Origin of the sequence: Bacillus sp. JJ1566, from assembly GCF_036962685.1 — a bacterium.
GTDB lineage: Bacteria > Bacillota > Bacilli > Bacillales > Bacillaceae_L > Ferdinandcohnia.
Map to the genome: position 1 here is coordinate 1 of NZ_JBALOP010000043.1, position 26,496 is coordinate 26,496.

At 38.3% G+C, this 26,496-nt stretch carries 25 protein-coding genes and 1 riboswitch; of the genes, 3 read left to right on the plus strand and 22 right to left on the minus strand.

What is annotated here, in order from left to right; translation table 11 throughout:
- Positions 1–41 precede the first annotated feature (41 nt).
- The 5 genes from V7112_RS16530 to V7112_RS16550 all read right to left on the minus strand — a co-directional run bounded on the left by V7112_RS16530 (position 42) and on the right by V7112_RS16550 (position 4,013).
- Positions 42–1,037 carry an MsnO8 family LLM class oxidoreductase gene (locus tag V7112_RS16530; protein ID WP_335421782.1) on the minus strand — a complete coding sequence of 332 codons (996 nt, stop codon included), beginning with the start codon at positions 1,035–1,037 and terminating at the stop codon, positions 42–44.
- Between the two features lie 146 nt (positions 1,038–1,183).
- Positions 1,184–1,732, minus strand: coding sequence for an NADPH-dependent FMN reductase (locus V7112_RS16535; RefSeq protein ID WP_335421783.1), 549 nt, complete (start codon positions 1,730–1,732; stop codon positions 1,184–1,186).
- A 166-nt stretch (positions 1,733–1,898) separates the two neighbouring features.
- Positions 1,899–2,954, minus strand: a complete 1,056-nt coding sequence (locus V7112_RS16540; RefSeq protein ID WP_335421784.1) for a C45 family peptidase — start codon at positions 2,952–2,954, stop codon at positions 1,899–1,901.
- Positions 2,955–3,144: 190 nt separating this feature from the next.
- Entirely contained in the window at positions 3,145–3,369 is a 225-nt protein-coding gene (locus V7112_RS16545) for a DUF378 domain-containing protein (RefSeq protein ID WP_335421785.1), read from the minus strand.
- 68 nt (positions 3,370–3,437) lie between these two features.
- Positions 3,438–4,013, minus strand: a complete 576-nt coding sequence (locus V7112_RS16550; RefSeq protein WP_335421786.1) for a TetR/AcrR family transcriptional regulator — start codon at positions 4,011–4,013, stop codon at positions 3,438–3,440.
- A 154-nt stretch (positions 4,014–4,167) separates the two neighbouring features.
- Between V7112_RS16550 and V7112_RS16555 the strand changes: the two genes are divergently transcribed.
- Complete coding sequence (locus V7112_RS16555; RefSeq protein WP_335421787.1) at positions 4,168–5,085, plus strand: DsbA family protein; 918 nt, start codon at positions 4,168–4,170, stop codon at positions 5,083–5,085.
- Between the two features lie 37 nt (positions 5,086–5,122).
- Here the strand turns inward: V7112_RS16555 and V7112_RS16560 are convergent, their stop codons facing one another.
- The 12 genes from V7112_RS16560 to V7112_RS16615 form a co-directional block, all read right to left on the minus strand.
- Positions 5,123–5,872: a pirin family protein gene (locus V7112_RS16560; protein WP_335421788.1), complete on the minus strand. Its 750-nt coding sequence runs from the start codon at positions 5,870–5,872 to the stop codon at positions 5,123–5,125.
- Between the two features lie 130 nt (positions 5,873–6,002).
- Positions 6,003–8,207 (minus strand): helix-turn-helix domain-containing protein, encoded by a 2,205-nt coding sequence (locus tag V7112_RS16565; RefSeq protein ID WP_335421791.1) that lies wholly within the window; start codon positions 8,205–8,207, stop codon positions 6,003–6,005.
- A gap of 82 nt (positions 8,208–8,289) precedes the next feature.
- Positions 8,290–9,414 carry an acyl-CoA dehydrogenase family protein gene (locus V7112_RS16570; protein WP_335421793.1) on the minus strand — a complete coding sequence of 375 codons (1,125 nt, stop codon included), beginning with the start codon at positions 9,412–9,414 and terminating at the stop codon, positions 8,290–8,292.
- Between the two features lie 13 nt (positions 9,415–9,427).
- Positions 9,428–10,159 carry an ABC transporter ATP-binding protein gene (locus tag V7112_RS16575; RefSeq protein ID WP_335421795.1) on the minus strand — a complete coding sequence of 244 codons (732 nt, stop codon included), beginning with the start codon at positions 10,157–10,159 and terminating at the stop codon, positions 9,428–9,430.
- Positions 10,156–10,926, minus strand: a complete 771-nt coding sequence (locus V7112_RS16580; RefSeq protein ID WP_335421796.1) for an ABC transporter ATP-binding protein — start codon at positions 10,924–10,926, stop codon at positions 10,156–10,158. Before V7112_RS16580 ends, V7112_RS16575 begins: the two co-directional genes overlap by 4 nt.
- Positions 10,901–11,929: a branched-chain amino acid ABC transporter permease gene (locus V7112_RS16585; RefSeq protein WP_335421798.1), complete on the minus strand. Its 1,029-nt coding sequence runs from the start codon at positions 11,927–11,929 to the stop codon at positions 10,901–10,903. Before V7112_RS16585 ends, V7112_RS16580 begins: the two co-directional genes overlap by 26 nt.
- A gap of 18 nt (positions 11,930–11,947) precedes the next feature.
- Positions 11,948–12,820, minus strand: a complete 873-nt coding sequence (locus tag V7112_RS16590) for a branched-chain amino acid ABC transporter permease (RefSeq protein ID WP_335421800.1) — start codon at positions 12,818–12,820, stop codon at positions 11,948–11,950.
- Positions 12,821–12,891: 71 nt separating this feature from the next.
- Positions 12,892–14,079, minus strand: coding sequence for an ABC transporter substrate-binding protein (locus tag V7112_RS16595; protein ID WP_335421802.1), 1,188 nt, complete (start codon positions 14,077–14,079; stop codon positions 12,892–12,894).
- Positions 14,076–15,659: an AMP-binding protein gene (locus V7112_RS16600; RefSeq protein ID WP_335421804.1), complete on the minus strand. Its 1,584-nt coding sequence runs from the start codon at positions 15,657–15,659 to the stop codon at positions 14,076–14,078. The genes V7112_RS16595 and V7112_RS16600 overlap by 4 nt, the downstream gene beginning before the upstream one ends.
- A 98-nt stretch (positions 15,660–15,757) precedes the next feature.
- Positions 15,758–16,936, minus strand: coding sequence for an acetyl-CoA C-acetyltransferase (locus V7112_RS16605; RefSeq protein ID WP_335421806.1), 1,179 nt, complete (start codon positions 16,934–16,936; stop codon positions 15,758–15,760).
- Positions 16,937–16,947: 11 nt separating this feature from the next.
- On the minus strand, positions 16,948–17,724 hold the full coding sequence (locus tag V7112_RS16610; protein ID WP_335421808.1) for an enoyl-CoA hydratase/isomerase family protein: 777 nt from the start codon (positions 17,722–17,724) through the stop codon (positions 16,948–16,950).
- Positions 17,725–17,760: 36 nt separating this feature from the next.
- Positions 17,761–18,618 (minus strand): 3-hydroxyacyl-CoA dehydrogenase family protein, encoded by an 858-nt coding sequence (locus tag V7112_RS16615; protein WP_335421810.1) that lies wholly within the window; start codon positions 18,616–18,618, stop codon positions 17,761–17,763.
- 456 nt (positions 18,619–19,074) lie between these two features.
- Here V7112_RS16615 and V7112_RS16620 point away from each other — a divergent pair, with 456 nt between their 5' ends.
- Both V7112_RS16620 and clpP read left to right on the plus strand, forming a co-directional pair.
- Positions 19,075–19,785, plus strand: coding sequence for a sigma-70 family RNA polymerase sigma factor (locus V7112_RS16620; protein ID WP_335421812.1), 711 nt, complete (start codon positions 19,075–19,077; stop codon positions 19,783–19,785).
- A 4-nt stretch (positions 19,786–19,789) separates the two neighbouring features.
- Entirely contained in the window at positions 19,790–20,392 is a 603-nt protein-coding gene (gene clpP, locus V7112_RS16625; RefSeq protein ID WP_335421814.1) for an ATP-dependent Clp endopeptidase proteolytic subunit ClpP, read from the plus strand.
- Between the two features lie 53 nt (positions 20,393–20,445).
- Here clpP and V7112_RS16630 read toward each other — a convergent pair whose 3' ends face one another.
- The 5 genes from V7112_RS16630 to V7112_RS16650 form a co-directional block, all read right to left on the minus strand.
- A complete protein-coding gene (locus V7112_RS16630; protein ID WP_335421816.1) occupies positions 20,446–21,552 on the minus strand; it encodes a 5-methyltetrahydropteroyltriglutamate--homocysteine S-methyltransferase in 1,107 nt (368 codons plus the stop codon).
- A gap of 78 nt (positions 21,553–21,630) precedes the next feature.
- Positions 21,631–22,383 (minus strand): cyclase family protein, encoded by a 753-nt coding sequence (locus V7112_RS16635; protein WP_335421818.1) that lies wholly within the window; start codon positions 22,381–22,383, stop codon positions 21,631–21,633.
- 89 nt (positions 22,384–22,472) lie between these two features.
- A riboswitch (SAM riboswitch) is annotated at positions 22,473–22,573 on the minus strand.
- A 79-nt stretch (positions 22,574–22,652) separates the two neighbouring features.
- Complete coding sequence (locus V7112_RS16640; RefSeq protein ID WP_335421819.1) at positions 22,653–23,531, minus strand: DMT family transporter; 879 nt, start codon at positions 23,529–23,531, stop codon at positions 22,653–22,655.
- Positions 23,532–23,630: 99 nt separating this feature from the next.
- The gene (locus V7112_RS16645) at positions 23,631–25,157 is read right to left on the minus strand and encodes a sodium:solute symporter family protein (protein ID WP_335421821.1); all 1,527 of its coding nucleotides are present in this window, start codon (positions 25,155–25,157) and stop codon (positions 23,631–23,633) included.
- Positions 25,158–25,180: 23 nt separating this feature from the next.
- Positions 25,181–26,215 (minus strand): type I phosphomannose isomerase catalytic subunit, encoded by a 1,035-nt coding sequence (locus tag V7112_RS16650; RefSeq protein ID WP_335421823.1) that lies wholly within the window; start codon positions 26,213–26,215, stop codon positions 25,181–25,183.
- Between the last annotated feature and the right edge of the window lie 281 nt (positions 26,216–26,496).

Below are 26,496 nucleotides of genomic sequence, written 5' to 3' on the forward strand. Positions count from 1 at the left end.
CAATTGGGGTGCAGTTCAACAGGGCAGACGCTTCTTTCTTTTTAAAATAATTCCTTTGCCAACAATCGATATACATTCAATCGTTTTTCCTGAGAATGTGGGATGCTGCAAATCATCGCTTCATCGTAACCATACTCTTCTTGCTCCTGACGCAGTTTTTCTGCAATTGCTTTAACTGATCCAACTAAGTGAAGCTTTTTCCGATTTTCTTGAATGGTCGCTCGTTCTACTTCGGTTAATGGATAGTTTTGTGCTTCCTCTGGAGTTAACACCTGTCCAAGCTTCCCTTTCATTAACCATAGACGCGCAATGTCATGTGGCAATGCCTCAAACTCAGCTTCCTCTTCTGTTTCCGCAACGGTAACCATATAGGAAACAGTAATCTCTGGCTTTTCCATAAAGACAGTTGGTTTAAATTCTTCTCTATATAATCCTAAAATATCCTTCGTCATTTCTCCGTTGAAAAATTGTGCAAAGGAATAGCCAACTCCCATCCTTCCTGCCATTACTGCGCTGTTTCCAGTTGAACCAAGCAGCCATGCTTCTGGCAAAACAACTTGGGAAGGAGTTGCAATTGTATGTTTATAAAGAGGATGCTCGGGTACCTCGTCCTTTAGCATTTGTAAGGCAAGATCGAATTTTTCGTACATATTATTCACCATTGGCTGGCGGCCTTCCGATAGTGCATAGATCGCATATTGGTCCCCGCCCGGTGCACGGCCGACTCCAAAATCAATTCTCCCTGGAGAATATGAACTTAATGTTTTGAACACCTCTGCAAGCTTCAATGGCGAGTAATGCATCATCATGATTCCGCCAGTTCCGATTCGAATCCGCTTTGTTTTCGCTGCCAAATGTGCCACTGAAATCTCAGGAGCTGAGCTTGCATATGAACCCGTTCCATGATGCTCAGCCATCCACATCCGGTGGTACCCTAAATCATCTGCTAAGATTGCGAGCTCCTCTGCTTTTTTTAATGCACCCGCAGGTGAATTTCCTATCGTAATTGGCGCTTGGTCCAGTACACTTAATCTCATTTTCCGGTACTCCCCTTTCTCTGTGGGACACAGGGACAGGTCCCTTGTCCCTGTAAAAATATGGTGGGACAGTGGGACCTGCCCCTCTGTCCCTAAAAATAAGGTGCCAGCTCCCGTTTTGGGCTGACACCTTTTTATATTCTGATTTATGCTTTCTTTACAAAATCAACAAATGCTTCAACTTTGCTATCTAAGAAACCAAGTGTTGTTTCGTCAACCAATTGACCTGTTTGTTCATCAATTTTTTGACTCGCAAAGTTAATTAATATTTCGTTTGCGCCTGGAGGTAGAATATTTGCCTGAATACCAGGAGCTACTAAAATATCACGCAAATGCAATTGGGCACGAAGCGTTCCCATCATTCCAGGAGTTGCACCAAGTGTCATGACAGGCTTGCCAATAAATACTTGCTCCACGCGTGATGTCCAATCCAAGGCATTTTTTAAAACACCAGGAACTGACCAGTTATATTCAGGTGTAATTATGACCACACCATCTGCTTTAGCAATCGATGCCTTAAATTCCTTTACGACCTGTGGCGGGTCCAATTCATCATCTTGATTAAAATGAGGTAAAGCCCCAATATCAGCGATTTGCATATTCAATTTTTCCTTGTATCGTTCCTGCATGGTCTTAGCGACTTGCATATTAAACGAATTTTTTCTTAAACTTCCAACAAGTGTTACGATGTTCATCCTTTTACCTCCCAAGTTGTAAAAATCATTAATAACTCCACATTATAGTAATTTGTTCCATTTTTCAAACAGAGTGCTTGAATACCTCTGGATAAAAAAACATCGACAAGCTTTTATTACTTGTCGATGTTTATCTCATGGGACGAGGAACCTGTCCCTCTGTCCCTCATTTAAACCAATCCGCTTTTTCCATATTTACAAATGGGATCTCTGTATCTACTTCCCCCACAATTTGATTTTCCTCAAAGTCTACTCCTTTTAGCCATTGTGCAAAATCAAATACGGTAGGTTCTTGGTCCCCGCCAAGTGCACACCAGGCTTCTAGTTTTTCAGGAAAATAGGCAGAAGTATGAATAGTTCCCGCCCAGCTTCCATAAAGCTTAGAAAAAACCTCTTTATCCGTATCATTTAAAAGTCGAAAAGCCTCAATCCCGTTTAAGTTCTCTTTTTCTTCTATTGCCTGCAGCCTCTTATTCGAATCATCTAGGACACGGCGATTTTCTTCGGTTAAGACATGAAAATGATTGGTACAAGTATATCCTCGCCTTACCTCTACTCTTCTTGGTGACGTTTCTACGATAAAAGGCATCTCACAGCTAGAATCAAATAAAACATAGCTAAAAGAACCTCGATGCGGAATTTCCTTTAATAACCGGACTGCTTCTTCTACATTTGCACATAGTTCGAGAATAAGTCTTCCAATCATATAACAAACAAATCCGTCTCTAGGACGTCTTCGGTTCATAAAGGTATACCCCATTGATAATCCCTTATCGTTCATCCCATCAGATCGACCGGTAATTTTTTGGGTTAAACCGAGGGTTGCATGCCCACCATCGGTTGGTTGAAATACAACTAGGCGGCCATCATAGGTCTTCGGATGATAATCATAGTTCCGGATCATGTAATTGTCGCCAACCAATATCGAACAACCTGAGGGTCTAATATTAACCCTATACCCACCAAATTCCATCAATACCTTTTCCATCGACCAATCCAAGGCATCCTGTAGTCCCAAAAACTCTTCCCACATAAATGGAGCCAATCGTTCAAATACCTGTTTCGTCTCAATTGAATCAATTCGAAATAGCGGCTTTCTTACTTTCCATTGCTGCTCCCGATTCCTCACCAAAAAAGAATCCTTAAGAAGCCTTCCCTGCATATGACCGAAATCAAAATGACTCCCCCGAAACTGAATCACATCCGCAAAAATCCTCTTCATAAACGAACCCTCCTAAATGGGACACAGGGACAGGTTCAATGTCCCGGTAATAATTAAATTACTAACAGAAACCATCCAATTTTTTCATTAATCAGTTACAATGTTACAATTTTAGTTCATTATCTAAAAATAAAATAGACCAAACCATAAGGCTTGATCTATTATTGGAATGCTCTTTATCATTATAATCTTAGGTTCTGCTGGTTTCAGGAACAACTTCTCGACTAGGTTTAAATAGAAGACTAAGACTGTATAAACCACTTAAGCCCACTAAACCATAAATAATCCTGGATAAAAAGGAATCCTGGCCGCCAAATATAGCAGCTACTAGATCAAATTGGAAGAATCCAATCAGCCCCCAATTAATTGCCCCAATAATCACTAAAGCAAGCGCAAAACGTTGTAATCCACTCATAATTATCGCTCCTTTTATTTAGTAATTTTAGGTTTTACAAAAGTTTTTTAAAATATACATACAAGAGCTTAGCCCTGCCTCTTTGCCCCAAAATCAATCCCGTTCTTAATATAAGGAATGGCTGACTTTATCATATCCTCTGGGCTAATGGTATCCGGACTTCTCCTCCATTCGACGGAAGCCCCGTACATTCCCCAACTAAGCATGATAGCTGTTACTTTTAGAGAATTTTCATCATATGTAGGATGTTGTCTTTTTAACATTTTATAAAAAATGACTTCGATTTGGTCTCGAATAATCCGCGCAATTGTATCCTCATACCCGCGATGGCATCGATTCGATAAGGAAAGCTGAAAATTCGTAATGGCCTTAAAGATGCCTACAAACGTTTCTTCATTTAATTCACTTTGTTTAAAGGACTCACTATCCAAATTAATTAGCAGAACCTCAGATAAAACCTTTTCAAGCAAATCATAAATATCCTCAAAATGATAATAAAACGTCGCCCGATTAATCATCGCTTCAGTCGTGATGTCTTTTATCGTAATGTCTTTAAATTCCTTTTTTCCTGAAAGGTCAATGAAAGAATCCATAATTAACTTTCGTGTCCTTAGTACTCGGGGGTCTGTTTTTACTTCAGGCATTTTGTATCCCTCCTACTTTTTCAACATTTTTTTAAATGTGTTGGATATCCAACATTTCAAGTAATCTATTGGTGTCTATGCTTTTCATTATCTACTAAAATGAAAGTACAAAGCAAACAAGTAGCATTAAAAATAAAAAAGTGAGGGAATTCAAATGACAAACAATTTAATGTGTGATTTAGAAACAGGTGTATGTGGAGTAGGAGGAGACGAAGAAATGGAAGTAATTGATTTTAACGAACCTACAAAGACGATTGATTTATATTATGTAACAGACCCCATTTGCTCCCATTGTTGGGCACTTGAACCTACTTTCCGCCGGTTCAAAGAACAATATGGACATTATTTTAATTTCCACACTGTCTTAGGTGGATTACTTGAAAAATGGCATGGTGGACCTGTTGATCCGGCAAATGGAATTTTTGGACCAGCAGATGTAGCAGGCCACTGGAGAGAAGTTGGCGAATATTCACGTATGCCAATCGATGGATCATTGATGGTTGACAATCCTGTTCAATCTTCCTTCCCTCCATCACGTGTGTACAAAGTGATTCAAAAAAATCATGGTGACGAAAAAGCAAATGAATACTTACGCCATGCAAGGGAAGAACTATTTGCATTCAATAAAAATATCGCAGAAAAATCCGTGATGATTGAAAATGTAAATCATGTAGGGCTAGACGGAGAAGCTATCGTAAATGAAGCAGAATCTGAAATCGGGCAGCAACTATTAAACGAAGACTTTGCTCTTGCAGCAAAGCTTGGTGCAAGAGGCTTTCCAACCATTATTATGGTGAATGAAGAAAATAAAGGCGTCAAAATTGTTGGCAGCCGTTCATTGGACAATTACGTTGCCGGACTTTCAAAAATTACTGGTGAAGAAGAACCACAAGCCAAGCTGCAACCTGCATTATCTGAGTTGCTTGAAAAAGAAATTCTTTTCGCAAAGGAAATTGAAGTCATGTACGATTTGGAACCATCTGAACTTCAAGCTTTCGTTGAAAATCAATTAAATCCAGAAACATATGAGAAAAAAGAACTTCTCGGCGAAAAATATTTTGTGAAAAAATAAAGTTAATCGAAAAAATCTGTAAACCCTACAGCCGGGTTTACAGATTTTTTTGCTTATACCTTTTCCCACTAATCGTCCCCATCATCGACATTGGCGCATTCATGTCGACAAAGAATAGTACGACAGTTGTATCTTCGACGGCTGTTATTGAGGGGAGCGTCTCCTCTAAGTTCGTAACAGCCTCCATTTTTTTAATCTGAAGGTCGCCGACAGTAAGCTCTCCATCTAAGACATATAAAAATGGTTGTAAGCCTTGATAAACAGGAATTTCTAGTTGTTCCCCCTGTTTAGGATGTGCATCAAGAATATAAACATTTTGTCTCACTTTGAGTGGCGCCTGACTCTCTTCTGGGCCCACCATGAGATACCAATCCCGATTTCGAATTGGTTTTTCATGGAATTGAATAGTTGGTTCTAGATCTGTTTTTTGTGGACGCACAAAAATTTGAAGCATCTCGACTTGATCATTTTTCACTTTTTCCTCATGCCAAAAGCTTTTTCCGGCATTCATCATCATTAAGTTACCTGGAGTTATGGGTACCTCCAAACCTGTTGAATCCTTATGATGCATCGTACCATGCCACACATAGCTCAAAATTTCATCATTCACATGCTCATGCATTTTGATGATTAATCCTTTTTTCATAACAGCATGGTCGATAATGCTTAATGGGCCGAATGAAAAATCCTCGCTCCCCTCTAAAATATCTCCCGGCTGAATTCGTGTAATTGTGAATGGTCCCCGAAATGGTTGTTTATGCAAATCTGCAAAAAGTTTTTGTAACATAAAGTACCACCTTTTTTGATACTATAACATTCTACATATTATAACCTTTTTTCGTGTTCTTGTAGTCTACATGATTACTATACTTTATATGATCTTCATTTTTTTCGAGAAAGAGGACAGGTACCACCATCTACATCAACTCAGAAGAATTAAAGCCAAAAAGATTGTATAGTTTATATGCTATTAAGAGCTCAAAACGTACTTCTGCGTCATTTAAATCTACATCCAATAGCTCGGCGATACGGTCAATCCGATATTCGAGCGTGCTTCGGTGAATATATAATGCATTAGAAGCCTCCCTCACGTTTCCATTATTAAGTAGGAAAACCCTTAATGTCCCGAAAAGATCAACGTTATTTTTTTCAGAATACTGTACTAATACCCCTAGATTTTTCTTGATAAATATTCTAGCTGACTGCACATCACTTGTATTACTTAAAATGGTATAGGCCCCGAGGTTATCATATAATGCATAGCCACCATTGGGATTGCGATTCATAATGACATTTTTTGCTTTTGTGGCTTTTATATAACTATCGTAGTAGTCTTCTAGTTTTGTTGTATTGCCGCCAATTCCGACAAAAAGATTGAGCGTAGATTTCTCTTTTTTAGTAACTTCAAACATAAATGAATATAGTCGTTTCCAAAAGTTCTGCTCATTCGGTGTTTGAACAATAATGATAAAGTCATCACTTTTACGGCTAAAAATGATGTTCTTAAAATGAAAGGATAAATCAGACTTAACTTGCTCCCATATCCTTGATTTTTTTGCCTCTATCGCCACTACATTTTCTCCAGAATCATCCTCTATAAAAAAGGAGCCTACTACAACTGTATGAGGTTCAAGTATATTCCAATTGGTTAATGTCGCATATTGGATAATTTTCTCTGGATTTTCAATCGACTTAGTAAACAATTGATTGACGAAACCTTCTTGAATTTGTTCTTTTGTATCCAAAACGAGTTTTTGTTTAATAAACTCAATTGCGTACACATTTATAACATAATCAATCGTAAGGCGAATGAGACGATGCATTTTTTTCTGGTAAAGACTTACGATCAAATATCCTAGAGCTTTATTTCCCTGTAAAATAGGAAGTACATGCAAGACCGTATTATTTAATGTTATTTGCAGGTCTTCGGTACATAGCTTTGTTATTTTGTTTTTCATTTTCATGATTTCATTTTGGTATTCGTTTTGGAGGTGCTTTTCCTCTCCTTTTATCTTTGAGGTAATCGGGTTCATAAACCTGTCATACAAGAATACAGTACTATCTATCATGGGGCTAATCGTAGTTGTAATCTCAACCAAATCTGCACCTTTTACTGTCTTTTTTACTAATTCCTGTTGATGCTCTAGAATGGTTTCAAGACTTTTTTTACTTTCATATTCAAACTTATAAAGTCTTGCGTTTTCGATTTGCATTGAAACGAAGTCCGAAACAAATTTCAAAAATTCTAGGTCTTCTTCCGTAAAATTGCCTTCCCCACCTGTCGTGACATAAATAACTCCAATTGTCTTTAAATTTACAAGTAACGGAACCGTTAGTTCAGTTCCTCCTGGTATTTCCACAAAAGGAAAGTAGGAATCTAGTGATTTATTTGAGTTGATTTTTATTTTGATAGGATGTCCAACTGGCCCATACCACGGGGGATGGAGATCAAAGCAAGTATTTTCTTCATCATATAAGTAGACACATGCACCACTTGCTTGAGTTCCTTTACATGCTCTTTCGACGACCTTTTCGATGATATGATCAATTGAAGAGTTCGGGAGGATATTTTCTTTAATCCACTCAATCCCCTTCATTTTTCTTTTTTGACTTTCCTTTTCTCGAGCAAGGACCAATGATGATGCTACATCGTGCCCGAACTCTGTAAATATTTGCTCAGCTTCAATAATTAATGGAATAAATTCACGAAAGCCAATTACGCAAAGTCCAAAGCTTTCGTTAAGATTATGTAGGGGGACTGTAAACCAGGTTGATAGATTTTCATTTTTTATCGCAGTATGAAAAGCACAATTCGTTTCTTCACGTTTATCCTTCTGCCACCAAATTGCATTTTTCAGAAGTTTAGGAGAGCAGTCGCTTACATCTAAGTGTAGCGTTTGATCGATTGTGAACTGTTCACCCTTCCAAACCTTGGGAACGAGTCTTCCTTTTTCATAAAGGACCACTCCCACTAAATCACATGCATATTCCTTATAAAATCCATTTAACAAGTAATCTAGTGTCTCTTCTATTGTGTCAAATGTAACAAGGTGGCGGGCCATTGTTCGTAAATGATTGTCAATTTTCTTCATTAACTTTTCTCGTTTTTGAGTTAATTCCAAATGAATCGCCACCTTATCAATTGTTTTCTATATTAATTCAACTCTTTGCTTTAAAATCCTTCTTCATCATGCATAAAAAGAACTATTTAAGGATTTCTTTGGCAATTACAACTCGTTGAACCTGATTGGTTCCTTCGTAAATTTGCATTATTTTTGCATCTCTAAAATACTTCTCTACAGGGTAATCACGGATAAATCCATATCCTCCAAAAATTTGGACTGCATCCGTTGCTACCTTCATTGCGGTATCAGAGGCAAAACATTTTGCAAATGATGCATGTTTAATAGAAGGAGTACCCGACTGTAAAAAGTGAACGGCTTGATGAACAAGGAGCCTTGCTGCTTCAATATTCATAGCCATGTCGGCAAGCATGAATTGAATGGCTTGAAGATTTGAGATTGGTTTACCAAACTGTATTCTTTCCTTTGAATAAGCAAGTGCATCCTCATATGCTGCTTGGGCAATCCCCACAGCTTGAGCCCCTACCATCGGTCGTGCATTCATCAGTCCTTGTAAAAAGATTTTTAAGCCTGCACCCTCATCACCGATTCGGTTTGAGACAGGTACACGAACATCTTCAAAAATAATTGAGGCTGTATTGGAGGCACGTAACCCAAGCTTTTTCTCTTTTACACCAACTTGCAACCCTTCTGAATCTCGCTCTACAACGAAGGCAGTAAAACCATTGTCTTTTACTTTTGCAAGGACTACGAAAAAGTCAGCATAGCTCGCATTCGTAATAAAGCATTTTTCCCCATTTAAAATGTACTCGTCACCACTTCTAATGGCGGTTGTTTTCAATGAACTAACATCACTGCCAGCACCTGGCTCGGTCAGAGCAAACGAAGCTAGCTTTCCTTCTCTAGTCAGTTGGGGCAGATACTTTTTCTTAAGCTCTTCACTTCCGCCAACAAGGATTGGATATGCTGAAAGTGAGTTTGCCTCAATACTTGTTGCAACACTCGCACAAGCCTTCGCTATTTTCTCAACAATGAGTGCGTGAGAAAGCTTATCGATGCCGGGTCCTCCATACTCTTCTGGTATAGCTAGGTTTGATAAACCTAACTCATGTAGCTTTTTCAAAATCTCCAATGGAAATTCTTCTTTTTCATCATACTGTCGTGCAAAAGGAGCAATTTCATTTTTGGCGATGTCACGTGCGAAACTGGCTATTGTTTGTTGTTCGTCTGTTATCATTAAGCTCACTTATATCACCCTTTTATATTACATTCTCTGTATATCCTAAATATGTGGATTGTACCAATGGATTTTGGATTAATTCATCTGCTTTGCCTTCAAGGACAAATTTGCCTCGGTCCATCACGTATGCCCGATCGGCAACACTTAGGGCTGCTTTCACATTCTGTTCGACCAAAATGACCATTGCCCCAAACTCATCCCTAATTTTCTTCATAATATCGAGTATTTCTTTGACGATTAATGGTGCAAGCCCCATTGATGGCTCGTCTAGAAGAATCACTTTTGGATCAGACATCAATGCCCTAGCAATGGCTAACATTTGTTGCTCCCCACCACTTAAAGTCCCTGCGACACTATTTATATGCTTGTTTAAACCTGGAAACATCTCAATCATTCGGTCTATTTTTGTGGCAACCAACTGTTTTTCTTTTCGGTATTTGAAATACATACCTAGCATTAGGTTTTCTTTGACGGTCAAATTTGAAAAGATTTGTCTTCCTTCAGGAACTAATGCAATGCCGCTTTCGATTACTTTATGGGCTTTCAATTTTGAAATGGCAACTTCCTCATAAAACACATCACCTTCTGAAGGCTTATAAATACCTGAAATGGTTCCTAATAATGTGCTTTTCCCTGCACCATTTGCACCAATAATTGAAATAATTTCACCTGGATTCACAACAAGGTTAATCCCGTCGATTCCCCTAACCCTTCCATGATAGGTTGTTAAATTCGTTGTGCGGAGTGTCATAGTACTTCCTCCCCTAAATACGCAGCAATGACTTTCGGATCCTTTTTGATTTCGTCCGGTGTCCCTTCTGCAATCTTGTTTCCAAAGTCGATTACGACAATTTTATCCGCAATTTTCATGACTGTATTCATGTCATGTTCAACAAATAGAAATGAATATCCTTCTTCTCTCATGTCAAGTAGGATATCTGCAACCTTTGCAGCTTCTCCATCATTTAACCCTGCCATTGGCTCGTCTAGTAAAACAAGCTTTGGCTTAGAAACAATTGCCCGTGCAATTTCTAATAGTTTCTGTAAGCCATATGGTAGATTTCCTGCGATTTCTACTGCTTGATCTAGAATTCCTACCCTATCTAGTGCGGCTTCTGCTAAACTTTTTGCCATTTCATCATCTTGTTTAACAGCTTTCGACCTGAGTGCAGCCAGGAATACATTTGTTTTCAATTGCGGATGAACCCCGAGCATTACATTTTCAAGGACAGTCATATTGTCAAAGATTTGTAGATTTTGAAAAGTCCGAGTGATTCCTTTTGATGCCAAACTATGAACAGGGGATCCATTTAGTTTCTCCCCCATAAACCAAACCTCTCCACTCGTACAAGGTAGAACGGACGAAATCATATTAAATAACGTCGTCTTACCAGCACCATTCGGACCGATAACAGCTAGGATTTCTCCTTGTTTCATTGTAAAAGAGACATCGTTGACTGCTACAATTCCCCCGAATCGCTTCGTCAAATGATTAATCTGCAGGATGGTTGTTTTCATTTGCAACAACGTCCTCCTTTCTTGTACCAGGGCGAACTTTAACTTTAGTCCGTTCATAAAGTGTGGCTCCTGTTGGGATCAATCCTTTCGGCATAAACATGACGACTAGGATGAGAACGAGACCATACACAATAATTTCGACTTCTCCACTTACATCAAATAGCAATGGGAGATAATCTTTTACCCATTCACCGAGCATAGTCATCAAAAAGGCACCCGCGATCGCCCCCCAAATTGATTGAGAACCACCTACAACCACCATTACTAAAAATTGAATCGATACGAGAATATGAAAGGTAGATGGTGTAATAAAGTTCATGAAATGAGCGTACATGCTTCCTGCAACTCCAGCAAAAATTGCATTTAATACAAAAATATGAAGTTTAAACTTTGCAACATTGATTCCTAATGACCTTGTTGCAATTTCACTATCATGAATCCCCCTTAACACTCTTCCAACATGTGAATGAACAATATTAAGGGAAATGAGTACAGCTAAAAATACAATTCCCCAGATAAAATAATAGAAGCTCAACTCTTGTTGCAAAACAAACCCAAAAAGATTTAATTTTGGGATTCCTGATAAACCAGCAGCACCTTTGGTAATATCGGTAAGTCCAAGTAATAAAACGAATACAATCACATTGACACCAATTGTTGCAAATGCTAAAAAATGTTCCTTTAATTTTAAAATCGGAATTCCGATTACATAGGCTAGAAGTCCAGTTACAAGTACCCCAACAATGAGTGCTATCCATGAAGAGATTTCATAACTTGTCGTTAATACCCCTGTAATATAAGCACCCATCCCAAAGAAAGCAGCATGCCCAAGTGATATTTGGCCAGCATACCCCATCAATAGACTTAATCCGATTGTGACCAAGCTATAGATTCCAATCAGGATAAACAAACTTAATATATAGGAGTTATTGAATAATAAAGGAAGAAGAATGATTGTGATCAACATGACAATTAGTGGTTTTTTCCGACTAGGATACAACATGTTCCTTTACCCCTTTCCTCACACGCGATTCCCAATTACTTTCGACATAATTCCATTTGGTGCAATAAACAGAACAATTAATAGAATTCCAAAACTAATTGCATCGCTGTATGAAGTGGATATATAGCCTGCTGAAAATGATTCAAGAATTCCTATTAAAAAGCCTGCAATTACTACAGCTGGAACCTTTGTCATCCCACCGATGATCATTGCCATAAAGCCCTTTAATCCAAGCATTAATCCCATATCATAGGTTGCACCTGTTACGGGTGCAATCACAATTCCAGCAATAGCGCCGACAGCGGCACTTAATACAAAAGCCAATGTAGACATTGATGAGGTATTGATGCCCATCAGTCTAGCAGCTACTGGATTTACAACACATGCTTTTAAGGCAGCACCTGTAATTGTTTTTTCAAAAAAGAAATAAAGAAGAGCGAGTAAGAATAGTAATGTACAAATGACCCAAATACTTTGTGGCATTAACACTGCACCCATCATTTGAATCGGATTATTGGCTGAAAAAGCCGGAAGTGACTTAGGGTACGTTCCCCAAGCAAATAACCCAATCGCTTTAAGAACCATCGATAAACCTACTGTAATAATAATTAAGTTGATAAAGCTTGCATTTTTCGTTGGTGCAATTGCGAGTTTCTCAACGCCAAACCCAATCAAAGCAGTACACAACACCGCTAGTAAAATAGCCACATAAATCGGTAACCCAAGACTTGAAAATGTGATGCAAAACATCGCACCAAGCATCGCAAATTCGCCTTGAGCGAAGTTAATAATACCGGTCACATTATAAATTGTCACAAATCCAATCGCAATCAATGCATATATACTCCCGGTTGTTAAGCCGGTGATGAGATATTGAATAACTGCATCCATTTTTAACCCTCCTTTTACGAAAGAAAGTGGAAAGCATGTACGACTTGCATCATACATGCTTCAATTGTTTATTATTCTAGTTCCCAGCCGTTCTCCCCAACTCTCAGGATCGCCATACCGTCACCTTCAACACCATTACGATTATCTGGTGCTAGATTATACGTTCCTGTAACTCCCTTATAGGAGATGGTTTCTAAATATTCCCTAATAGATTCAGAATCAGTATTTCCTTCAGAAATGGCTTGTAGCACCATTTGAATGCCGTCATACGCATAGCCACCAAATGGACCTGGGTTATAACCGTACTCTTCGATAAATGGTTCAGCAAATTCTTTAAAAAGCTTTGTTTGTTCGTTGTCGTCTAATGAATCAAGAACATTTAATTTACTACCAAGAACCAAAACTCCTACCCCATCTGCTCCAACTTGGTCTATGAATCCTTGATTACTTACGGCATGGCTTTGAATCATTGGAACATCAATGCCTAATTGAGAATAGTTTTTTGCTATAATTCCTGCTCCTGGAGGACGCGACCAAATAATGATAGCACCAGGGTTTTTAGGCTTTATTTTTGTTAACTGAACAGTCATATCGGTAGCTTCAGCATCAAAGTCTTCAGTTGCTACAATTTCAATACCATTATCTTTTGCCATTCCTTCAAAAACAGGAAGTCCAGTCTGACCGAAACCATCTCTTGCATTAATCCATGCAACACTATCAATATTGTTATCTTTTAAATAATCAATGACATTTTGAAGAACTGTTTCGTTGCTTTGAGGCGCTTGAACCGTGTATTCATTAAACTGGTCATCATTCAATACACCCAGTGCAACAAGTGGCACTTTATTTTCTGCTGCAACACCCATAAGAGCAACACTTGTACTTGTTTGAGTCCCCCCAACAACAGCTGTAACATTATGTTCGGAAATCATTTTTTTCATAAGTACAACTGCGTTTGTGTCATCTGTTTCATAATCCTCGAGGATGAGCTCCACCTTTTTCCCATTAAAGTCTTTGCCTTCAAGTTGTTTTTTGAGTAAACGAGCAACGTCAGCTTCAGGTTTTCCTAGTGCAGATGCTGGACCAGTATCCGCAACAATGACACCAATTTTAATTGTATCTGAGGATTCACCACTTGGCTTCGCATCTCGACCATCTGATTCACCTTCTGTTTGTTGTGAACTTCCACTACAGCCCGCTATAACAAATACACTTAAACAAATGACCAGAAATGACCAGACCCTAGATTTTTTTATCATCTTAACTCAGCCCCCAATTTTTCTTTTAATTGTTCCTGAAGTGATATTTTTCTAATTTTCCCACTTGCGGTCATCGGAAACTCATCCATAATCAGGAGCTTATCCGGGACTTTATAGTCAGCCACTTTGGGTCTCACAAACTCTAAAAGATCTTCGACACTTGGTGAGGTATTTGGCTTTATTCTTACACATGCACAAGAGATTTCCCCTAGTACAGTGTCAGGCAGCCCAACTATTGCTACTTCCATTACATCAGGATGTGTGTATAGAACTTCTTCTATTTCCTTTGGGTAAATATTGTAGCCGCCTCGAATGATAAGTTCTTTTTTACGGCCAACAATTCTTAAATTTCCTTGTTCATCTAATGTGCCGAGGTCTCCAGAATAAAACCAGCCATCGTCATCTAATGATTCCCTCGTTTTCTCTGGCATATTGTAGTAGCCTTTCATGATACCAAAACCACGACATGCTACTTCTCCAACTTCATTTACCGCAACTTCTTCTTTAAATTCATTGACAATTTTTACTTCTGCACCTGGTACTGCCTTTCCAACTGTTTCTGCGCGAATTTGGTCGTCATCCTCAAAAGCAGTCATTGTCAGGGTTGAGGATGTTTCACTTGTTCCATAACAAACGACGATATCACAGCCCATATCTGTACGGATTCGTTTCACAATTTCAACTGGGCATGGAGCTGCCGCAATAATCCCAGTTCGAAGGGAGGAAAGGTCATAATGATGAAACTCAGCATGATTTAGTTCTAAAATAAACATTGTTGGTACACCATGCTTGACCGTAATTTTTTCGTTTTGTGTGATTTCCAATGCTGCCTTGGCATTATATTTCTCCACCAAAACCATCCGAGCCCCAACCGCTATCGTACTTAGAATGCTTGGTACCATACCAAAAACATGAAATAAAGGGACTGCAACAAAAAAGACATCATCTTTCATACATTTCATCTCTTCATCGGTAATGATTGCGGTGTTAACAAAATTACTATGAGTAAGCATCCCGCCTTTTGGAACACCTGTTGAACCAGAAGTATACAAGATACAGAAAACATCAATCTCAGAATCAATTGTGACAGGCGAGAAAGGATGATTATCAACTCTTTCAAGTAATTGCTCATAGCTCATATGCCTATCTTTTACACATCGAACAGTAATCAGTCTTTCAAGGCTATCAACACGTTGGATAGCCTGAGTGAATTGTTCATAATGGTTAACCCCACCGAATTCCTCGGTAAAAAAGACAATCTTAGCCTCAGAATTACGTAAAATATACTCAACCTCATCTTGTCGGTATCGTGTATTGAAAGGGACAATCACTGCTCCAAGATGAGAGACAGCCATATAAATCACGACAAATTCATTCCAGTTTGGTAGACATACTGCAATTTTATCTCCCTTATTTATACCAATTTCTTTTAAAGAGGCTGCGAGATTAAGAGATTTCTCCCATAATTCTTGATAGGACATTCTTGTATAACCATCGAATGAAACTTCATGATGAGGATCTTTTTTGTAAACATTTTCCAAAAGCTCTGAAATACTAAGTTTACTTAATTCTTTTTTCATGTAATTCACCCCATAACTAAAATTTCTTTGGATATTGCATGTCTTTCACTGGAGGAAGTAATTTCGTTCAGCCGGGGATGAACCCCGACTAATCAAAATTACAAGACTTCCCAAATTGCCGCGATACCTTGGCCTCCACCGATACATAATGCGGATGCACCATATTTTTTATTCCTTCTCTTGAGCTCATAGATTAATGATAGGCTGATTCTCGCACCACTTGCTCCAAGTGGATGACCCAACGCAACTGCACCACCATTGACATTCCCGATATTCGGGTCAAAGCCTAGCTCTTTTTGGCAGGCAAGGTACTGGGCAGCAAAAGCTTCATTGATTTCGATTAAATCTAAATCCTCTACTTTCATATTGGCGCGCTCTAATGCCTGTCGAATCGCAGGGGCAGGTCCGATACCCATGTATTTTGGCTCCACACCAACAATTCCCCAAGATACCAATCTTGCTAATGGTTTTAAATTACGTTTTTGAGCATACTCATCAGATGTAACAACCATCGTCGCTGCTCCGTCATTTATCCCACTTGCATTCCCAGCTGTAACCACACCATTTTCTTTGAATCTAGCTGGTAATCGATTTAACACATCAATTGGGGTTTCTCGTGGATGTTCATCTAGCTCGATTACCTTCTCACTTTTTCGGTTTCTCACAGTTATAGGTAAAATTTCCTTTGCAAAAAAGCCATTTTCTTGTGCTGCTAATGCACGCTTGTGACTTTGTGAGGCAAACTTATCAATTTGATCTCTAGAAATCTCATACTTTTCCGCTAAATTTTCGGCAGTAATTGCCATTGAGCATTTACCATAAGGGTCATAAAGTGCTTCCCACAAGTAATCTTCCATAGGTGATTTTCCAAGAGGCAAGCCCCATCTAGCACCACGAATTACATGTGGAACCTGGCTCATATTTTCTGAACCGCCAGCAATGCTAACATTTGATTCTCCGAGTTTAATAGATTGTGCAGCGTTTACGATGGCTTGTAAGCCTGAACCACATAAACGATTGACTGTTAATCCAGGTACATGCTCAGGAACTCCTGATTTTAATCCAACATGTCTCGCCATATAAATAGCATCAGTGCTGGATTGTATGACATTACCAATCACGACCTGATCTACTTCTTCGGGCTCGACCTGCGAACGACGCATTGCTTCCTTTGTTGTATGTACGGCAAGATCAATCGCAGATACATCACGAAATGATCCTCCGAATTCTGTAAAAGCAGTCCTTGCGCCATCAATCACTACAATTTCTTTAGTCAATTTGATTCACCCTACCTTCCAACAAATTGTGGTTTTCTCTTTTCTACAAATGACCTCATTCCTTCAACACGATCCTTACTTGAAAATGCAACTCCGAAACAAGCAGTTTCTAGATCCAAGGCAGCTTGTAAATCAACCTCTGTCCCACGGTTAATCGATGTTTTTAACATTTTCATAGCGACACGTGGCTTTTGTGCAAGTTTTTCGGCCCAGGCAATCGCTTCATCTAATACTTGATCTGACTCTACCACCTTATTGACTAAGCCCACTTCAAGCGCTCTTTCAGCATCAATCATTTCGCCAAAATAGAGCAATTCCTTCGCTTTTGCTTGGCCTATTAAACGTGGTAGACGTTGTGTTCCGCCGCCTCCAGGGATAATCCCTAAATTGATTTCAGGTAATCCGAATTTTGTCGTTGGTGAGCCAATTCGAAAATCACACGCAAGTGCTAATTCACAGCCCCCACCTAATGCAAGCCCGTTTACCGCAGCAATCACTGGCTTCGAAATAGATTCAACTTTGTCATAAGCCAATCGAGAGATTCTCGACATTTCCATCATGTCAACTCCATCTAGATTGACCATCTCATTAATATCAGCACCTGCTGCAAATGCGCGATCCCCTTTTCCTGTAAGAATAATGGCGCGAACCTCTGGATCTTTCTCAAGTTCATCAAAAAGGTTAGATAACTCTTTATATACTTGAGTACTTAATGGGTTATATGGAGGTCGATTTAAATAGACGATTCCAATATGATGGTCATTAGAAATATATTGGATAGTATCCATGTTTCGTAACACAACCTTTCTGCTTTTCTATATTTTTTAATTGTCGTAGTCGTACCAGCCTGCCCCTGCCTTCTTTCCAACTCGACCAGCACGAACTAAATTACGTAATGTCAGTGGTGCGGCAAAACGTTGGTCCTTGAATTCTTCGTAAAAATAATCCATCACATGGAGTCCGATATCAACTCCCGCATAGTCTTGTAAAGTAAATGGTCCCATCGGATAGTTCAGTCCTAAAGTAACTGCCTTATCGATATCTTCTGGTGAAGCCACTCCTTCTTCCACCAATCGAATGGCTTCGATGAATTGAGGAATCATAATTCGATTGACAATAAATCCTGGAACATCTTTCTTTACTTCTATTGGCTCTTTCTTCATCCCAATTGCCAATCCCTTGAATGCGCTTACAGTTTCGTCGCTAGTTTTGTAACCTCTAATCACTTCTACTAATTTCATTACTTGGGGCGGATTGAAAAAGTGCATGCCTGCGACTTGTTCTGGTCTGTTTGTTGCACTTGCAAGCACTGTGATTGACATTGATGATGTATTAGATGCGATTAAGGCTTCAGGTTTTAAAATCTCATCCAACTGTTTAAAGATTTCTTTTTTTGCATCCAAATCTTCAATGATTGCTTCGATGACGGCATCACAATCTCTTACATCTGACATGCTAGTTGTTAATTTTATTCTAGTAAGAATCGCTGATTTATCATCCTCGGTTAATTTTCCTTTGCTTATTGATCGATCCATTAATTTTTCCATGCGTGCTTGCGCATTATCTAGAAATCTTTGGTCGACATCTACGAGCACGACATCAAATCCACATATTGCAGCTTGATGGGCAATTGCACCACCCATCGTTCCCGACCCAATAACACCAATTTGGTTAAATTCCATCGTATACCCTCCATTATGTCATTTTTTATATAAAAATCACAATTTTTACAATTTTCACACTAATTATAGTGTTTTTAGTGTGAAATTTTCACCTGAAATTTGAGGAATCGAAAGGCTCTCATTCCGTAAATTGGAGGAAAGGAAGGCTTGTATTGGTCTTAGAGACTGAGAGTAGATCATTCAGGGGCAATAAATTGTGGGTTTAGTCTTTAATCTTTTTAGTATTTCGTCTATTTATTTGTAAGTGATTTTAAAAACCTCATCTTACTTCGTTATTTTTGTACTTAAAACAAAATAATTCTTCATACAATGCTATTGATTAAATATCAAAACAAACTAATCGTTACTTGTTCAATACTTTTTCCATACATATAATAAAAATAAATATTTTACCCCGTATCTTTTCATACCATATATTCGTTTATTAAGTAGAGACGCGCTGAAGGAGTGATTGATTTGCATAGTAAGCTTTGTAATGGATTAGAGGATTTTAAAGAACAGCACGAACTTTTTAATGAAGAACATCTTCATGAACTCTATCCGATGCTTCGACGATATTGCCAGTTTATATCCCAAAACAGCTGGGATGGAGAAGATCTCGTGCAGGAATCTTTAATTAAGGCTTGGAAACATTATAAGCACCAGCCTACAATCTCTACAGCTTTATTGAATAAAATTGCACGAAATGAATGGATAGACACGGTTCGAAAACGAAGCAAAGAGTCTCTTGAAGCTATTCCTGATGATGGATATGATGAATTCGGACAAATTGAAGAGCGCTTTGAGGCTGTACAACTGCTTATAAATAAGTTGACACCAAAGCAAGCTGTGATATTTGTCTTAAAAGAAGGGTTTCAATTTCAAATATCTGAAATAGCTGAACTATTAAATACAAATGAGACTGCTGTTAAAGCCGCCATTTATCGTGCAAAACAGAGAATGGAGAAGAAAGAAAGAAACCCACTTATTGAGCAATATTGGTCAGAGGAAGATCGCGAGCAAATCCAAAAAGCACTTCATGAATCTTTTAACACTCAAGATCCATCTATATTAATCAGGACTATACCTTCTATCCACTCATTATCGAAAAATACAAATCCGACATGTTCTATGCAAAAATCACGTCTCTATAAGCTTCCTTCAAGCACTGTCTCTATGGCTGCATAATAAAATGCAAGCGAATAAGGAGGATAACAAAATGAATACAGTCCCATATGTTATCGAACAATCAAGTCGAGGGGAACGCTCATATGATATTTACTCGAGGTTATTAAAAGATCGGATTATCATGATCGGTGATGAAATAAATGATGCTGTTGCCAATAGTATAGTTGCTCAGCTATTATTTTTAGCTGCGGATGACCCTGATAAAGATATTTCTCTTTATATCAACAGTCCTGGTGGCTCAACATCTGCTGGTTTTGCCATTTTTGATACGATGCAATATATTAAACCGGATGTTAGGACCATTTGTACAGGAATGGCTGCATCCTTTGGTGCTATGCTTTTGCTTGCCGGAACAAAAGGAAAAAGACTCGCCCTCCCAAACAGTGAAATTATGATACATCAACCCTTAGGTGGGGCGCGGGGTCAAGCAACTGAAATCGAAATTTCTGCAAAACGAATCCTTAAGCTTCGAGAACATATCAATCAAATCATTTCAGAACGTACTGGCCAACCAGTTGAAAAGGTAGCAAAAGATTCCGATCGTGACTATTACATGAGTGCGGAAGAGGCAAAGGAATATGGGATTATTGATGAAATAATTAAATAGATCATTTCTATCAAAAAAAGCGAACACCCATCAAGTAGTGTTCGCTTTCCTTCTTATCCCCAAATTTCTTTTGAAATATCAACAATATACTTCAATTTCGCCCATTGCTCTTCTTCCGTTAAAATATTGCCATGATGAGTTGAAGCAAAGCCACATTGTGGACTGATACATAAGTTTTCAAGTGGTACAAATTGTGATGCTTCTTTTATGCGTGCGATAATGTTTTCTTTCGATTCTAATTCTCCACGCTTTGATGTAAATACACCAAGAACAACTCGAGGACCTTCATTTGGAACATACTCAAGTGGCGTAAAATCTCCTGAACGATCGTCATCATATTCTAGGAAAAACCCATTAACTTTTTCTTTCGCAAAAAGGGTAGGGGCAATTTTTGCATAGCTGCCTTCGAATGCCCAGTTAGAGCGATAGTTTCCACGGCAAAGATGTGTTGTGATGGTTAAATCCTCTGGTTTCCCTTCTAGCACTCCATTTGCAACCTTCAATGCTAATTCAATTAATTCCTCACGAGTAGAACCACTATCATTAAATGGGATTTCTGGTGCATTCAGACCTGCTATGTACACATCGTCTAGTTGTAGGTAACGACAGCCTGCTTCGTAAAATGCTGTTATGGCATCGCGATATGTTTGAATAATATCATTTGCATACTCCTCAAGGTCCGGATAGATATCCTTGTTGCGAATACCCGCATTAAATAGTTGGTTTGGACTTGGAATTGTTTGTTTCGCAACGGCACGGTCACCTACAATTTCTTTAAATTCAATGAAATCTTTAATATGTGGATGGTCTTGGTTAAATGAAATTTTCCCAATAACTCGCACATCATAGCGTTCTGTTTCCTCACCCTTGAATTTAAAGCCATGATCCGGAACGTAGCCCTCAACTCCATTTAAATGCTCTAAGAAATCTGTATGCCAAAATCTACGACGAAACTCACCATCTGTGACCGCTTGTAAGCCAACTTCGATTTGTTTATCAACAACCTTTTTAATTTCTTCTGTTTCAATTGAATGAAGTTCCTGTGCAGTAATTGCTCCTGCTTGAAAATCCTTTCTTGCTTGATGAATTCTCTCTGGACGTAATAAACTTCCTACATGGTCTGCACGAAATGGTGCTTTAACTATTGTTTTTGTTGTCATTTTATTGTATCTCCCGTCTATTATTATCTTACTTTCAAAATTTGTTTTTGGGACAAGGGACCTGTCTCCCTGTCCCACCTATGGCAAAATGGCAAATGAGCGTACTGGGAATCCGGATCCTTTTTCGGGTTTTGGACAGATATTAAAAATAACAGCTCCTTTTGCTGGTACCTTATCAAGGTTAGTTAATAATTCGACTTGAAATGTATCCTGCTCTAGAACGTAGTACTCTCCAATTAGTGACCCATTTTTTCGATAATCAATCGCTGCGTCTGTATCAAATGTTTCATGGCCAACAGCTTTAATCTTTCTTTCCTCAAATAAAAATTTTAAGGCCTCAATTCCCCAACCTGGAGCATGACTATTCCCATCAGAATCCTTATTTTCAAATGCTGCTTTGTTTGGCCAACGCTTGCTCCAGTCCGTTCTTAATGCCACAAATGTACCGGCTTCAATTTCACCATGTTCTTCTTCAAATTTTAGAATATCATCAACACTTAAAATGAAATCATGATTTTCTTCTGCTTCCTTTGACTTATCAATCACAGCAAGGGGTAGAACGAGTTCCTTTAACTCTAGTTCATCCAAATATCGTTGGTTAGGAACGAAATGGATTGGCGCATCAATATGGGTTCCGTACTGACCTGGGAATGTAAAGCTTTGTGCAAAAAAGCCGTCCTCATGGGTAAAAAGTGTCTTAAATTCAGCATCGTTAAACGCTGAAAAATGGGGAGAGTCTGGTCCAAATGTATGTGTAAGATCAACCCACTCTTTACTTTTCAGAATTTCAAATGCTTTTAATAATTCATTTTCTGTTCGTACCGTTGACATACAATCACCTCATTAACTTATTTGAAATGTAAAAAACCCTCTTCTTGAAAATAAGAAGAGGGTTGGATAGGCAAATGAAAAATCCGCTCTTCTTATCTTCTAGCATCATGCTACTGGAATTGGCACAGTACTTTAAAAGTCTGTTGCCGAGGTATCGTAGGGCCAGTCCCTCCACCTCTCTGGATAAGAAAATTTCGAAATATTAAATTATATATTAAACATTAGACCAAAAAAAATGTATTGTCAACAACAATGTTATAAATAAACTTCTATGATTTTAGTAATCTTTTCCAATTAATCTCACTAACAAAAGAAGATCCTAATATGAAGACTCCACCTACAATTTGTACAAAACCCATACTTTCATTCAAAATAATCGCAGCCATGATCACGGCGGAAATGGGATCGATATAGCTAAATACTGCGATGGTTTGCGCCTTTAATTTTTTCAACACTGAAAAATATAATAAGTACGCGACCCCTGTATGAATAATTCCCACAATAAATAGTAGAATGATTGATTGTAAACCTAAATCGGAGTAATTCATATTTTGCGATGCCAGGACATAAGGGAACAATACTATCGAAGCAGTTAAAAGCTGCATAATAGTTGTTTCAAAATCGGATAGACTTTTAATAAATTTATTCAGGAGAATCACACTTGTATAAAAAGCGGCAGCCAATAAACCATACATAATGCCAACAGAGTGGTTATAAGCTCCAACAGCCGCTTCGGCCCCAGGATTGACAACCAAAAGTAATCCTAAAAAGGCAAGAGTAATACCTATCCCCTTCATCCATGTCCATTTTTCCTTCAGTAAAAAAGGTGCCAAAATCATCACAAACACTGGTGCAAAATAATAGCTAAGAGTGGCGTTAGCAATGGTTGTATAGCGGAAAGATTCGAATAAAAAAATCCAGTTAAAGCCCAATGCTGCCCCTGATAAAAGCAGAAAGATAAGATTCTTCTTGAACGTTTTGAAAGAAAACTTCTTCTTTACTAGAAAACTAGCAACAATTAAAAACAAACTGCCAAATGCTCCTCTGAACAAAGCAATTTCACTAGAGGATAGATCAATATTCTTCACAAACAAACCAATGCTACCAAAAATCAACATCACAATAATAAAAATAATCTTTGCCTTCATTATCCTTCTCCTAGTGGGTCATGGGGACAATGTCCCTCCGTCCCATTTTAATGCAAAAAACAGAAGACCTCAATAACGAGGTCTTCTGTTTTCATCATATTAGATTGCTTTTTTTACATCATCAGTCTTTTTTTCGTCTTTGCCTGTGTCTAAGAATTGTAGTAACTCCTCAACTTCAGGTGATACAGTAACACCTCTACGCTTGTTGATATAGCCTCCACCAAAGAACACGATTGAAGTTACGATTAATGGGAAAGCCACCTTAACATCAGTAGGGATAATATCGGTTAATTGTGTGATTGCAAACCCAACTACACCCGCTACGATTGAATAAATTGCTACTGCTCCAGTGCTGTGTTTAAATTTAGAGAATAAACCGAAAATCAAAGGTACTGCCATTGGTCCAACTAATGCAGAGAACCATGTGATAACTAGTCCAAGAACGCCACCGAATTGTTCTTGTTTTAGACCAACAATAATTGTAATGATGGTAAACATAATTGTTAAACCACGTGCAATCCAAAGAGATCTTTTATCAACATTTTCTTTCATTTCTTTAAATTTCTTATTTAGAACTGGTAAGATATCACGTTGAACAACTGCTGTTAAAGCGTTGATATCTGATACTGTCATACCCATTGTACTTGCAAACATAGATGCTAAAACTAATCCAACTAAACCAGCTGGTAAGAATGTTGTAGTTAATAATGGATATAATTGTGAAGCTGGGTCACTTAAATCGCTAAAAACAAGTGGTGCTGCTACCATTGGTAAGAAAATTAATAATGGCCATACAAAGTAAAGGATAGCTGAAAGTCTTGCTGCTTTTCTTGAATTTTCGCCATCTGGTGTTGAGATAAATCTTGCTGCAAGGTTCCAGTTACCACCGTTGTAGTCAAAGAATTTAACGAATAAGAACAGGAATACCCATAGTGGAGTATAAGAACCATTAAATGGACTTGCATGACCTTCTGGTAGGTCTCCCCACATTGTGAATACCGAGCCTAACCCTCCAAGGTGGCTGAAAACACCCACAAAAATAACAATACCAGCGATTAATTGTACAATAAATTGAACAAAGTCAGTTATTAAATCAGCCCAAAGTCCGCCAATTGTAACATAAATTAAGGAAACTGCACCTGATAAAATGATACCTAACCAAATTGGAAGTCCAGTGAAACCACTTAATAAAATACCCATAGATGCCCATTTTGCACCGATATCAAGAAGCTTAATTAATACCCCAGTCCATGCTGTAACTTGCTGTGCTGGTAAACCAAAACGAATTGCCATGTATTCAGTTGGTGATTGAATTCCTAACTTTTGACGAAGTCTAGGCCATCTTGGTGCGATAAATTTTGCCCCGATGATTAACCCAATTCCGATTGTAACTGCCCACCAAAAGTAAATCGTAATCCCATATGAATAGGCAATAGCTGCATACGCTACGAACACTACACCACTATGGCCTGATACGTGGTGAGAAACCCCGGAAAGCCACCAAGGTACTTTTCCTCCTCCAACGAAGAAGTCATTCGAGCTTTTATTTGCTCTATAACTAAAAATACCGATTCCAATCATAACAGCGAAAAACGCTCCTAAAACAATCCAATCTAAAGTTGCCATAACTTAATTCATCTCCTACTCTTTTAATCTGTTATTCTAGGACCAAATAATCTTAACGCCTTTAAAGGTTCATTTCCTTCGTTTCGAAGTGTTAAACCGCTTACCTTTGCAGGAATAAAGTATTGATCACCGATGTTAAATAATTGATGATATCCATTTGAAGCAATTGAACCGCTTCCAGAAAGTATATACAGACCAGAAAATACACCATCATTGGTTATTTCCATTTCATTTTCTACTTCTACCTGTGTCATTTTAAAATAAGGTGTCTGTTGATAACCGATTAATTCAATTTCACGATTATTCATGACCTCTCTTAAAATGGAAGGCTTTACAAACCATTTTTCAAGAGTTTCTTCACTTGTATAAGTATCATAATTGAAGCAATCAAACATTTTCTTAAAACCAATTCCTTGGTGACACATAAAATCATCAATTTCAAGTCCTGATGGTGACACCTTTTCAATGCGGATTGTCAAATCAGTCGGTTCTTGAATTTCAACTAACAGACATCCTGAACCTATCGCATGAGGTGTACCTCCCTCGATTAAAAATGTATCTCCAGGCTCTACATAATATTTGTGTAGGCAATCTAACATCCCTTGTATATCCTGGTCATCAAACAACTTTTCCCATTGCTCTTTTGTAACGCCAGGCTTGAAACCAAGGTATACATATGGAGGTTCACCATCAATTTCCCTGCCTCCAATGATGTGCCAGCACTCTGTCTTTCCATAGGCAGAATTGAAAAATTCTTTTGCCTTCTCCCGATTTGGATGGACCTGAACTGTTAAACGTTCACCAGAGTCGATGATTTTTGCAAGAACCCCTGTATTGTTACCGAATTTCTCAAAATGACTCTGTCCCAAAAACTCGGCAGCGTTTTCATCAATGAGACTTTTTAAGGATATATCTAAATCTGTAAGATCCAATTTACTTAAGCCTTCATCAACGATATGTTCACGACCGACATTTCTGGCAGAAACGATTGACATCAACCATTCCTCAGGAAAATGACTATCTTCTTTATTTTCAATCCCGTGTAGCTCTTCGATCAATTTCCCTCCTACATAAGTCCGCCATGCTCTAGACGGTGCTAATTTCAAAGGAAAATCTCCGTTTATCTTGGACTTATTCAAAGCAAATCCCTTCTTTAACTCGAATTTACCGTAGAAAATATTTTTCGTTTTTTACTAGTTTGCAATCGTTAACATACTAGTATATTAGAATACTAGCATTTTTAATTTTATTTTGCAATAGTTTTTTTAAAACGATTTCAAAAGAATGTTTTGGAATTATACTCTCTTTAAAATAAGCATCCTGTTTTAGGTTGTTATTT